This window comes from Zwartia vadi, from assembly GCF_030410375.1.
Taxonomy (GTDB): domain Bacteria; phylum Pseudomonadota; class Gammaproteobacteria; order Burkholderiales; family Burkholderiaceae_B; genus Zwartia; species Zwartia vadi.
In genome coordinates this window covers 104,115-116,098 of sequence record NZ_JAUHHE010000001.1, presented here as the reverse complement: position 1 = coordinate 116,098, position 11,984 = coordinate 104,115, and the positions used below count along the sequence as shown (strand labels likewise).

12 protein-coding genes are annotated in these 11,984 nt (G+C 53.4%); 8 read left to right on the top strand and 4 right to left on the bottom strand.

Going from position 1 to position 11,984, the window contains the following annotated elements; all coding sequences use genetic code 11:
* The first annotated feature begins 46 nt into the window (after positions 1-46).
* The 7 genes from QWY27_RS00575 to QWY27_RS00545 all read left to right on the top strand — a co-directional run bounded on the left by QWY27_RS00575 (position 47) and on the right by QWY27_RS00545 (position 7,051).
* A complete protein-coding gene (locus QWY27_RS00575; RefSeq protein ID WP_259662067.1) occupies positions 47-178 on the top strand; it encodes a hypothetical protein in 132 nt (43 codons plus the stop codon).
* Between the two features lie 180 nt (positions 179-358).
* Entirely contained in the window at positions 359-1,414 is a 1,056-nt protein-coding gene (locus QWY27_RS00570) for a cyclase family protein (protein ID WP_290193817.1), read from the top strand.
* A 123-nt stretch (positions 1,415-1,537) separates the two neighbouring features.
* A complete protein-coding gene (locus QWY27_RS00565) occupies positions 1,538-3,109 on the top strand; it encodes an ABC transporter substrate-binding protein (protein ID WP_290193816.1) in 1,572 nt (523 codons plus the stop codon).
* 54 nt (positions 3,110-3,163) lie between these two features.
* Entirely contained in the window at positions 3,164-4,153 is a 990-nt protein-coding gene (locus QWY27_RS00560; protein ID WP_290193815.1) for an ABC transporter permease, read from the top strand.
* The gene (locus QWY27_RS00555; RefSeq protein WP_290193814.1) at positions 4,153-5,067 is read left to right on the top strand and encodes an ABC transporter permease; all 915 of its coding nucleotides are present in this window, start codon (positions 4,153-4,155) and stop codon (positions 5,065-5,067) included. Before QWY27_RS00560 ends, QWY27_RS00555 begins: the two co-directional genes overlap by 1 nt.
* An 8-nt stretch (positions 5,068-5,075) precedes the next feature.
* Complete coding sequence (locus tag QWY27_RS00550; protein ID WP_290193813.1) at positions 5,076-6,050, top strand: ABC transporter ATP-binding protein; 975 nt, start codon at positions 5,076-5,078, stop codon at positions 6,048-6,050.
* Positions 6,047-7,051 carry an ABC transporter ATP-binding protein gene (locus QWY27_RS00545; protein WP_290193812.1) on the top strand — a complete coding sequence of 335 codons (1,005 nt, stop codon included), beginning with the start codon at positions 6,047-6,049 and terminating at the stop codon, positions 7,049-7,051. The genes QWY27_RS00550 and QWY27_RS00545 overlap by 4 nt, the downstream gene beginning before the upstream one ends.
* Here the strand turns inward: QWY27_RS00545 and QWY27_RS00540 are convergent.
* The 3 genes from QWY27_RS00540 to QWY27_RS00530 are packed head-to-tail and all read right to left on the bottom strand — an operon-like array spanning position 7,048 to position 10,028.
* On the bottom strand, positions 7,048-8,013 hold the full coding sequence (locus QWY27_RS00540; protein ID WP_290193811.1) for a tripartite tricarboxylate transporter substrate binding protein: 966 nt from the start codon (positions 8,011-8,013) through the stop codon (positions 7,048-7,050). The two genes, QWY27_RS00545 and QWY27_RS00540, sit on opposite strands and share 4 nt — an antisense overlap.
* Positions 8,014-8,055: 42 nt before the next feature.
* A complete protein-coding gene (locus tag QWY27_RS00535; protein ID WP_290193810.1) occupies positions 8,056-9,216 on the bottom strand; it encodes an acyl-CoA dehydrogenase family protein in 1,161 nt (386 codons plus the stop codon).
* Entirely contained in the window at positions 9,213-10,028 is an 816-nt protein-coding gene (locus QWY27_RS00530) for an IclR family transcriptional regulator (RefSeq protein ID WP_290193809.1), read from the bottom strand. Before QWY27_RS00530 ends, QWY27_RS00535 begins: the two co-directional genes overlap by 4 nt.
* Positions 10,029-10,134: 106 nt before the next feature.
* Between QWY27_RS00530 and QWY27_RS00525 the strand changes: the two genes are divergently transcribed.
* Positions 10,135-11,358 (top strand): CaiB/BaiF CoA transferase family protein, encoded by a 1,224-nt coding sequence (locus QWY27_RS00525; protein WP_290193808.1) that lies wholly within the window; start codon positions 10,135-10,137, stop codon positions 11,356-11,358.
* Here QWY27_RS00525 and QWY27_RS00520 read toward each other — a convergent pair.
* Positions 11,355-11,906 (bottom strand): hypothetical protein, encoded by a 552-nt coding sequence (locus QWY27_RS00520; protein ID WP_435433426.1) that lies wholly within the window; start codon positions 11,904-11,906, stop codon positions 11,355-11,357. The two genes, QWY27_RS00525 and QWY27_RS00520, sit on opposite strands and share 4 nt — an antisense overlap.
* Between the last annotated feature and the right edge of the window lie 78 nt (positions 11,907-11,984).

Below are 11,984 nucleotides of genomic sequence, written 5' to 3'. Positions count from 1 at the left end.
GGCCGGATATAGGTTAATATACGAGGCTCGTTACCGGAGAATTGCTATGGCTTCAGAAACAAAACGCACGCGCCGCAACACACTCGAGCGCCGTTGTTTGGGCAAGGCCTTCAAGCGCCTGTTCGTCAACGCACCGAAAGGCGTGTTCAAAATGCTGGAAAAAGTCAAGAAAGCCTGAGTATTGGCGACCTGATTCAGTAAAAGGCTACAAACTCACAAGTTTGTAGCCTTTTTTACTTTTTACGGCCTTTTATTTTTTTAAGCCTCTTTACTTTTTCGCGCCCTGTTCTCCGACGCGCCTCCCTCAGTATCACTCTCGTATATCATTGAGAAAATGACTAAAACCGGGAGAACAGTAATGAGTGGTAATAAGCGTTGGGTCAATCGTCCAGAGGGTTCTACTTGGGGGGATTTCGGGGAGGACGATCAGCGCGGTCGGATCAACCTGCTCACCCCTGAAAAGCTTAAGCAAGGCATCGCCGAGGTCAAGGAGTTTCAGCCGTTTTGCTTGAGCCTGCCTTTGGACCTTCCTGGCGGTAACTTGTTGAATCCGCGACGTTTTCCGCCCGTTATCCGACCCACGCTGCGCGGCGATCGCCCCAACATGAATTACGGTTTGTTTCGTGATAACGACCAGCAAACTGACGTGATCAGCGATGATTTGGTGGTGATGCACCTGCAATATTCAACCCAGTGGGACAGTCTTGCGCATGTTGGCTCACGTTTTGACGCAAACGGCGACGGCATCCCAGAGTCTGTCTATTACAACGGATACCGCGCGGGCGAACACATCATCGGACCGACAGATGGCAAGGACGCGGGCGTTCCCGGTCCAGGTGAAAACAAGTCCACCTCAAATGCAATGGCGCTTGGCATTCAAAATATGGCCGAGTCCTGCGTGCAGGGGCGCGGCGTGATGATCGACTTCCACGCACATTTTGGTAACAAGCGCGAAATCATCGGCTACGACACCTTGATGCGTGTGATGGAACAGGACAAAGTGGTCGTTGAGCCCGGTGATATGGTGTGTTTGCACACCGGTTTTGCCCAGTTGCTGATGGACATGAAGGGCAATCCCGATCTGCATACCTTGGAGAACAGTTGTGCGGCACTGGATGGCCGTGATCAAAAACTCCTGAAATGGATCACGGATAGTCAGTTGGTTGTGTTGATGGCCGACAACTATGCGGTGGAAACCTACCCGGCTACCAGCCATATCGGATGCTGTGCCACGCTGCCTTTGCATGAGCATTGCTTGTTCAAGCTGGGCGTGCATCTGGGCGAGATGTTCTATCTGACGCCCTTGGCCCAGTGGCTGCGGAAAAACGGACGCAACCGTTTCTTGTTGACTGCGCCGCCGCTTCGACTCCCTGGTGCGGTTGGTTCACCTGCCACTGCCGTCGCAACTGTTTAAACGTTTTAAAACCCTACTCTTGACTCTGTAAGTTTGATGAAAGCTTGAATAAGCTTATGGTTGACTCAGTCGACGAGAGTGGGGCAATATGACTTCGTTATTTCACTATTTCAGGAGCGTGCCATGCGCCGTACCTTTATTGCCGCGGCTTTATCAGCCGCTTTATTGTTGCCCGGAATGGGCTTTGCCAAAACGTTTAAATGGACGAGTCAAGGCGATATCCTGACTCTGGATCCTCATTCCCAAAACGAAGGGCTCAATATTGCCGCCAACTTGTGGGTGTATGACCCGCTGGTCAAATACAACGAGAAGTACGAAGTCGTGCCATCACTGGCAACTTCTTGGGAGCGCATCAACCCCACTACGATGCGTTTTAAATTGCGCCCAAACGTAAAGTTTCAGGATGGCACACCCTTTACGGCTGATGATGTAGTGTTTTCGCTTAAGCGCGCCATGCAACCCTCATCACAATTTAAATCTTACGTTGCGGGTATCAGTGATGTGGTGGCCGTTGATCCCCTGACTGTCGATGTCATTACGGCAGGTCCTAATCCTGTTCTGCTTCGCCAGCTGCCTTCGCTCGGCATTATGAGCAAAGCCTGGGCGGAAAAGAACAATGCTGAAAAACCTCAGGACTTCAATAAAAAAGAAGAGAGTTTTGCTGCCCGTAATGCGATGGGAACGGGTCCATACAAGCTCAAGTCGCGCGAAGTCGACATCAAAACAGTTTACGTTGAAAATCCTGACTGGTGGGGTAAGCCCACTAAGACTGGAAACGTGACTGAGATTGTCTACACACCAATCAAGCAAAACGCGACACGTACGGCTGCGCTGTTGTCTGGTGAGGTGGACTTCGTGTTGGATCCGCCCGCTCAAGACTTGGACCGTTTGCGCAAGCAGGTGAACGTTTTGGATGGTAATGAATATCGCACCATCTACATCGCGATGGATGTTAAAAGTCCTGAGCTGAAATACAGCAATGTCAAGGATAAGAATCCTCTTGCCGATGTCCGCGTGCGTGAGGCACTCTACCGTGCGATTGATATCGAGGCGATCAAAAAATCCGTGATGCGCGGCATGTCCTTGCCAACGGGTGCCATGATTTCCCCGCAAGTCAATGGCTACTCAGAAGAGTTGGGCAAGCGGGTGCCTTATGATCCGGTCAAGGCTCGCGAGTTGCTCAAGCAGGCGGGCTATGACAATAACCTCGAGTTCACGCTTGATTGCCCGAACAATCGCTACATTAACGACGAAGCGATCTGCCAAGCGGTCGTTGCGATGTGGGCAAAGATTGGCGTGAAAACCAAACTGAATGCAATGCCACGCGCGACTTTCTTTCCCAAAGTGGCAAATGGTGACACAAGCATTTATTTGTTCGGCTGGGGTGTGCCAACCTTTGATGCGTTCTATACGCTTGAGTCTTTGATTCGCACCAAGGGAACGGGCGCTGCGGGTGCCTTCAACTACGGCGGTTACTCTAACCCCAAGGTCGATGCGTTGATCGACGCGATCAAGACTGAAACTGACGATGCCAAACGCACCGCCATGATTCAGGAAGCGCTGAGTATCCATGCCAAGGAGTTTGGCGCCATTCCTTTGCATGATCAGATCATCCCCTGGGCGATGAAGAAAAACGTCAAGATGATTCACCGTCCGGACAACCGTCCCGTGATCGAGTGGGTGCGCATCGAGTAATCGATGTTTCTTAAGCAAGCCTCCAAATGGAGGCTTGCATCTTTGTGAGATTGCATGTTCGCTTTTATTATTCGCCGGTTGCTTCAGGCCATAGGCGTGATGCTAACCGTCGCGCTGTTGGCTTTTATTTTGTTTCAGTATGTCGGCGATCCCGTCATGATCATGTTGGGGCAGGAGGGTACGCCCGCCGAGCGTGAGCAATTGCGTCAGGATCTCGGGCTGAACGATCCGATCATCGTACAGTTCTATCATTTTCTTGTGAATGCTGTTCAGGGTGATTTCGGTTTGTCACTTCGCCAAGGACAAAAGGTCTCCGTACTCTTGAGCGATCGCCTGCCCGCCACGCTGGAGTTGTCCATTGCCGCAGCGTTGATCGCCCTGGTAGTCGGCGTCCCGCTTGGTGTCTACACGGCACTCAAGCGCAACGGCAAGCTCTCGCAGGCTTTTCTGGCATTTTCATTACTAGGCGTTTCTTTACCGACATTTCTGATCGGTATCTTGTTGATTCTGGTGTTCTCCGTCCAGCTAGGCTGGCTACCGAGTTACGGTCGAGGTGAAACGGTCCGTCTAGGCTGGTGGACGACAGGATTGTTAACGGCCAGCGGCTGGAAGCATTTGATTCTGCCGGCCATTACACTTTCGCTCTTTCAAGTCGCGCTTGTCCTGCGCCTGGTGCGCTCCGAAATGCTGGAGGTGTTGCGCGCCGATTACATCAAGTTCGCGCGTGCCCGAGGTCTCACCAAGCGAGCGATTCATTTCGGTCACGCACTCAAAAATACGCTTGTGCCGGTCATCACCATCATGGGTCTTCAACTTGGCGGAATCATCGCATTCGCAATCGTGACCGAAACGGTGTTTCAGTGGCCGGGTATGGGTCTGCTCTTTATTCAGGCCGTCCAGTTCGCCGACATACCGGTGATGGCTGCCTACCTCTGCCTCATCTCTTTTATTTTCGTGGTGATTAATCTGATTGTCGATTTGTTGTATTTTTTAGTGGACCCACGCTTGCGTGTCGGTCTGGGCAAGTCGGGAGGGGGCCACTGATGCGCGCCGCTCTATCGAAATTTTGGGATGGTGATCTTGCCTGGTCGTGGCGTCACACACCTGTAGCGATTACCGCGACTTTTATTTTGCTGGTCATGTTGATCGCAGCTTTCGGTGCGGACTGGATTGCACCGCATAATCCTTTTGATCTGGCGACGATCGATTTGCTCGATGCGCTCAAGCCGCCGGTCTGGCATGAGGATGGCACGGCAAAGTATTTGCTCGGCACGGATAGTCAGGGTCGCGATCTACTTTCGGCCTTGATGTACGGTACGAAAGTATCCCTTTTGATTGGCTTGGCCGCTGTTGCCGGCGCGATGCTCCTGGGCGTTGTGCTGGGTTTGATCTCCGGCTATGCAGGCGGTCGTATTGATGCCTTGATTATGCGGGTCGCTGATGTGCAGCTATCGTTTCCGGCCATTTTGATTGCGCTGTTGATCGATGGTGTGGCGCGCGCAGTGGTGCCGGGTGATATGCACGAGGTCATTGCCTTTCCTGTGCTGGTGGGGGCGATCGCCCTTGCCGGCTGGCCCCAGTACGCACGAACGGTGCGAGGATCGACCCTCGTTGAAAAAAATCGAGAATACGTCCAGGCGGCGCGTGTGATTGGTATTTCCTCGCCAGTCATCATGTTCAGACACGTCTTACCCAATGTCCTGGGTCCCGTTCTGGTGTTGGCAACTGTTCATCTCGCGACTGCAATCATTACCGAAGCGACCTTGTCGTTTTTGGGAGTGGGCGTGCCGCCGACCTCTCCCTCTCTGGGGACGCTGATCCGTATCGGGAATGACTTTTTATTCTCAGGGGAGTGGTGGATCACTATTTTTCCCGGTGCGGCGCTTGTGCTGCTGGTGTTGTCCGTCAACCTGCTTGGGGATTGGCTGCGTGATGCCTTGAATCCTCGTTTGAGTTGAGGACCGACATGTCTAATATTTTGGAAATTAAAAACCTCAGTGTCGAGTTCCCCACGCGACGAGGCACTTTGAAAGCTTTGAACGATGTATCGTTTTCAATCGCGGCGGGTGAGGTCGTGGGTGTGGTGGGCGAGTCGGGTGCCGGCAAATCTCTGACAGGTGCTGCCATCATCGGTTTGCTTGAACCGCCGGGACGTATTTCTGGTGGCGAGATTCTGCTTGAAGGTCGGCGTATTGATAATCTGTCTGACGATCAGATGCGTACGATTCGCGGTCGTGAGATTGGCGCTATTTTTCAGGATCCGTTGACGTCTCTGAACCCTCTTTATACCGTCGGCCACCAGATCGCTGAAACAATTGTGACCCATTTGCCGATGACTTGGTCGCAGGCGCGTCAACGCGCCATCGAGCTGCTCGAGTCGACAGGCATTCCGGCTGCGCGCGAGCGGATTGATCATTATCCTCACCAGTTTTCTGGCGGCATGCGTCAGCGCGTCGTCATCGCCCTCGCCCTGGCTGCCCAGCCCAAGTTGATTGTTGCGGATGAACCGACCACTGCGTTGGATGTGTCCATTCAGGCGCAAATTATCGAACTGTTGAAAAAGATGTGTCGTGAACAAGGTGCTGCCGTGATGCTCATCACGCATGATATGGGTGTGATTGCGGAAACGGCTGACCGTGTGGTGGTGATGTATGCAGGACGTGTCGCTGAAATCGGCAAAGTGCGCGATGTGATTCATTCACCTCGCCATCCTTACTCGGTGGGCTTGATGGGTTCGATTCCGTCGATTCATCATCATGTCGAGCGCCTGGTGCAAATTGATGGGACGATGCCAAGACTGACCGCCATTCCCAAGGGCTGCGCGTTTAATCCACGTTGCCCTAAAGTCATGGATCGTTGTCGGGAGGAGCGCCCTGAAATCATTCAAGTCGGCAGCTCCCAGGCAGCGTGTTGGTTGCATGAATCAAAGGAGGCGTCATGAGCACAGAGCGTCCTTTGGTAGAGGTGCACGATGCGGCTAGATGGTTTGATGTGTCGGCGCCCTGGCTCGAGCGCGTGCTGTCTCGAAAGCCCCGCAGTATTTTGCGTGCGGTCGACGGTGTGTCGTTCGGTATCCGCAAGGGCGAGACCCTTGCACTTGTCGGGGAGTCCGGTTGTGGCAAGTCGACGATTGCACGCATGTTGGTCGGACTCTATCCACTGACACGCGGGACGATCACCTTTGATGGCCAACCGATTGCCAATATGCAGGGCCGCTCAGGCTTGGCCCTGCGCAAGCGCCTGCAGATGATTTTCCAGGATCCCTATGCCAGTTTGAATCCCCGCTGGAGGGTTGGACGCATTATTGCAGAGCCGATGTTGGCGCATACTGACATGACTGAGCAGGAGCGTGATGCGCGTGTCGATGTTTTGTTGACGCAGGTGGGTCTTCATCCGTCTGACAAGTCACGGTTCCCGCATCAGTTTTCTGGTGGACAAAGACAGCGCATCTCGATCGCGAGAGCGCTGGCAGTGAATCCCGAGTTTCTCGTGTGTGACGAGCCGACTTCAGCGTTGGATGTATCCGTTCAGGCGCAAGTGCTCAACATCATGAAAGACCTGCAGAGAAATCTCGGTCTAACCTATCTGTTTATTTCGCACAACCTGGCTGTGGTGCATCATGTCGCCGATCGCGTCGGTGTGATGTATCTCGGACGTATCGTTGAGATCGCCGATCGGGACACGCTCTTTGCCAACCCGCAGCACCCCTATACCCGGATGCTGCTATCTGCGATCCCAGACATGACAGGGCAAGGCCGCACGCGTACGCCAGTCGCTGGAGAGGTGCCAAACCCGCTTAATCCACCTTCGGGCTGTACCTTTCATCCGCGGTGTCCGTTTGCCCGCGAGCGCTGCAAGACTGAAGCGCCCGCGACACAAAACTTTAAAGGCGTGGAAATCGCCTGCCACGGTGTCGCGGAAGGCTGGCCGATGCAGGTTTAGTTCGCTTTGATATTACGGACCTTGACAAGCTCGTTCCACTTCTTGATATCGGTTTCCACGAATTGCTCAAACTGCTTGGGTGTGCCGCCAACAGTCTCCATGCCGATCGAAACAAAGCGTTCCTTCACGTCGGGCTGCGCCAGGATTTCGTTGATCTCCTTGTTCAGGCGATTCACGATTGGAGCGGGCAGTTTGGCGGGACCAACCAGGCCAAACCAGGTGTAGACATCCGTATCCTTGAAGCCTTGCTCGCCGAGCGAGGGTACATCAGGCAGCAGGGCCGAACGCTGTGAGCCAAAGACAGCAATGGCGCGCAGTCTGTCGTTTTTGATAAAAGGCAAAGGCGCGACAATAGGATGCACACCTGCTGTCAGTTGGCCTCCGACGAGATCCGTCATCGCAGGTGCATCGCCCTTATAGGGCACATGGGTCATGTTCGATTTGGCCAGATAGTTAAACAACTCGATCGCCAAATGCGGACCTGTACCGTTGCCTGGGCTTGAAACATTGACCGCTTGAGGTTTGGCGGCGAGTTCAAGTAGTTGCTTGGTGGTCTTGATCGGCGAAGCCGCAGGTACCAGCAAAAACAGAGGGGCACGTACGACTTGAACGATTGGTGTGAAGTCTTTGATCGTGTCGTATTGCAACTGACCAAACAATGCCGGATTGGTGGTGTGTGGCGCTGCAGCCATCAGCAGCGTGTAACCATCCGGATCGGCTTTGGCGATCTGCGCAGAAGCGATGCGGGTATTCGCTCCTGGTCTGTTTTCCACGACCACAGGCTGTTTCAGTCTGACAGCCAGTCGCTCACCAATCACGCGTGTGGCGATGTCGTTGGAGCCGCCCGCGGGGAAAGGCGAGATGAGTTTGATAGGTTTGGAAGGCCATTCTTGCGCGAGTGTCAAACCTGTCAGACCAAGTGATAAGCCGATGGCTAGAGCGATACGGGTAATTGTTTTCATGTCTACCTCCAGAGAACTATTTAACCTGCTGATAAAAAGAAACTACTTCATGATCCGCTTTGCGATGTTGAGCAAGTGGATTTGGCTGGTGCCTTCGTACAAACGGAACAGCCTGACGTCCCGATACAGCATTTCTATCGGTCCACCAATGTCGGCGCAGTAGCCTGCGCCGCCGAAAATTTGCACCACGCGATCGGCGACCCGGCCGCACATTTCTGAGGCGTAGTACTTGCAGATGGACGCTTGTGTCGTGACATCCTCGCCGTTATCGCGTGCCCGCGCAGTTTCTAGCACCAGACTGCGCGCGGCCGAAATTTCGACCTGACTTTCTGCCAGTATGGCTTGCACAAGTTGAAACTCAGCGATGGGTTTACCAAACTGCTCACGCTTTTTGACATGCGCGAGCGCTTCGTCAAGCAGACGCATCGCGGGACCGATGCAGAGTGCCGCCAAGTTGATGCGCTGCTTATTGAGAGTCTTCATGGCTGTGGCAAAGCCTTTGCCTGGCACTCCGCCCACGATCTGCGCGCTGCTTGCCAGGACATCCTCAAGGTACACCTCAGACACAGGCGAACCAGACTGACCCATTTTTCGGTGCTCTGGACCCGTACTCAAACCTGGTGTTTGACGTGGGATTAAAAAGGCACTGATGCCGCGATGCGACAAGTCCTCCGGATCTGTCCTGGCGAAAACAGTAAAGAGCTCTGCTATGGGTGCGTTGGTGATATAGCGTTTTGTGCCGTTAATACGCCATTGCTGTGAACCCGCAGCAGTCACCGGGATGGCGGAAGCTTTCAGTGCCGTCGCATCAGAGCCCGCGTCGGGCTCTGTCAGTGCGAGGCAACCTGTGACTTCCCCGCTGGCGAGTTTGGGTAGCCACTCTTGTTTTTGCTCGGGCGTACCATCCTGAATAATCGACTCGGCACCAATGCCGGTATTTGTGCCCGCACGCGCGCGAAACGCTGTCGCGGCTTTCGAGAGCTCCATATTGGCGAGTGCGAGTTCCTCGGTGGTCATGCCAGCGCCGCCATACTCGCGCGGAATGCTCCAGCCAAAATAGCCGCGATCTCTCATGATCTGCACAATCTCTGCCGGGATTTCGTTGTCCCGGACGACTTGTGCCTCCGCGGGGATGGCGATCTCACGGACAAACTGACGAATGTCCTCCAGACGTGCGTGATTGAGTTCAGTATCAATAATCATAAGGATGTTCCGCTTGTGGTCAGTATCTTGCCGCTGTCGCGTTCGATGTTGTGACGGGCTTCGAATAAGTGTGGAATGATGTTTTTAAGAAGCTCGGCCTTGGTAAGTTTTGCCGTACTGATTGTGCAGTTCATGCCGATTTGCAAGTGATCGTCGGATCCGACACTGAGTGGCACGGCCACGGCCAGCACGTTGCGCTTCCAGTCGCCCCTGCTCAGACAAAATCCATTTTTGGCATAAAACGCGCTGTCTTTTTCGAAATAAGGCAGATCGGCCTTGTACTGCGCGGGATCATCTACCTTGAGCCGATTGAGAATGGATGCCCGCTCCGCTGAGGGACTCGCGAGCAGTAAGGCGCGCCCCAGCGCTGTCGTGAGCAAAGGACGCGCGCTACCAATATCAGGTTTTAAATAATTTCCGCGATCGATTCGCAGTGCATCGATATAAACAACTTCAAGCTTTCCAAGCATCCCCAGGTTGACTGTCCAGCCTGTCTTGGCGGCTAGTTTTTCAATATGGGGACGTGCGAGATGGCGTATTTCCATGCTGGCCAGCATCGGGTAGCCCAGCATCAACACGCCCGGACCCAACCGATATTTTTGTAAACGATCGATACGGGTGAGATAACCGAGTTGGTCGAGCGTGTATGTCAAACGCGAAACGGTTGCTTTGGGCAGACCGGTTTTTTCACAGAGTTCTCTATTGCCCAGTAGGTATTCAGAGGGCGTGAATGCCCGAAGCACCTGCAGCCCACGGCTCAGGTTGATTGCAAACTGACGATCTGTCTCCAGAGAGTTGGGCGTCTTGTTCATATCCATATGTTGAGGGATTGTTCAAAGGGGGACAACCTAAATTTACTAGCGTTTCGCTAGGCGAAACAATCGACTCAGAGATTGCCGAATCTGCTCAAATGTTTCCATGCAACCAGAAAATGATCACTCGCCCGTTCGCCCCCCCATGCTTGAGGGTGTCCGTATTCTCGACTTGTCGACGGTCCTCGCAGCCCCCTTCGCTGCCACGCTGTGTGCCGATCTTGGCGCGCATGTGACGAAAGTCGAGTTACCCGATGGCTCGGATGCCTTGAGAGGCTTGGCACCGACCACGCCCGAACATGCGCTGTACTGGAAAGTCGTCAATCGTAATAAGCAAGGCATCACCTTGGATGTGCGTCAGCCAGAAGGACGTGACTTGTTTCTTAAAGCCATTGCCCACACCGATGTGTTGGTCGAAAACTTTCGCACGGGTACGCTGGATAAATGGGGACTTGATCTCGATACTTTGCTTGTGGCCAATCCAAAACTTTTGGTGTTGCGTATTACAGGATTCGGGCAAACTGGTCCGTATGCAAAGCGTCCCGGTTTTGCCAGAATCTTCGAAGCCATGAGTGGCCTGACGAATTTGATCGGTACGCCTGAAAGTGGTCCTCAGCATCCCAACTTGCCAATCGGTGATTTGATTACGGGCGTCTTTGGTGCCTTTAGCATCGCTTCAGCGATCGCCTCGATGCGATCGCGCCCCGAACAGGGTGGTTTTGAAATTGACTTGTCCGCGACAGAGGCAATTTTTCGTTTATTGGATCCGCTTGCAGTTGAACAGGAGGTATTGGGCTACACGCGCAGTCATGTTGGTAATCGAGCGGATTACACCGCGCCCTCGAATATGTATCGGAGCAAAGATCATATCTGGGTCACCTTGGTGGCTTCGTCCAACCCTATTTTCAGTCGACTATGTCATGCAATCGGTCATGTGGAGTGGCTCTCCGATCCGCGGTTTGAAACAAACCCCGGGCGATGCCGTCATGTCGAGGTGATTGATGAGGGGATCTCTCAATGGTTTGCCAGCCACGACTTCAGCGAAATCGAACAGGTCTTGGGTCAGGCGGATGTTCCCTATACCAAGGTGTTTAATATCAAAGATGTTTTATCTGATCCGCAGGTGCAATATCGTCAGACAGTCATGCGGATCGAAGATCCCGATTTAGGATCTATCCCTGCACCTTGCGTGGTGCCCAGAGTGAAAGACGCCGCTCCCATGTCGCATCGGAGTGGACCCGCGGTTGGAGAACATAATGCAGACTTTTTTGCAGCACTGGGTGTTTCTCCAAGTGAATTCGAGCAATTAAAGTCAAGAGGCATTGTTTAGTGGATTGAGGGGGGCTTGCCCGTTAAACCGTCAGATGGATCGTCCCCATCATCTTCCTCATCATCCAGATCCTCAAGCAACTCCAGATCTGGATCGGGCAAAGCTTCGTCGGTATAGTCAAAAGGCAAAAGCTCTGCGAGCTCCATTGCATAATCAAACTCATCACCATTTTGGTCCAGGCGTACAAACCTTGCCTCTGGATCGTCGGTGATCTGGATCGCCCAGAGATACTGGCAGTCATAGACTTCCGTATCAAGCTCGAGACCGCCACGATTACCAACAAAGCGCGCACCCGGCCCTCCCATCTGAACATGCGTCGCTTTTTCGTCGGGTGTCTCATCCACACCAAGAGGTATGGCGAAAATGACCCACTCTGCGTCATCATCCATGCCGACTTCAGCCAAAACGGACTTGCCCATGTAGGCACTCAGGCCATCAGCGGTTTTGCCCAGCATGGCAAGTTCTTGTTCGGTAAAACGCAGAGCGTGATCGGGAGTCGTCATAAGCAGTTGGTTCAGGCGTGTAAAAGTCGATTGAGCTCTCATCATAGCCTTTCAGGCCCGGGTGATTGCACCAGATCCTCCCTTGAGCGTCGCTAAGCCCCTACAATAGCGTATCGTTTTTTA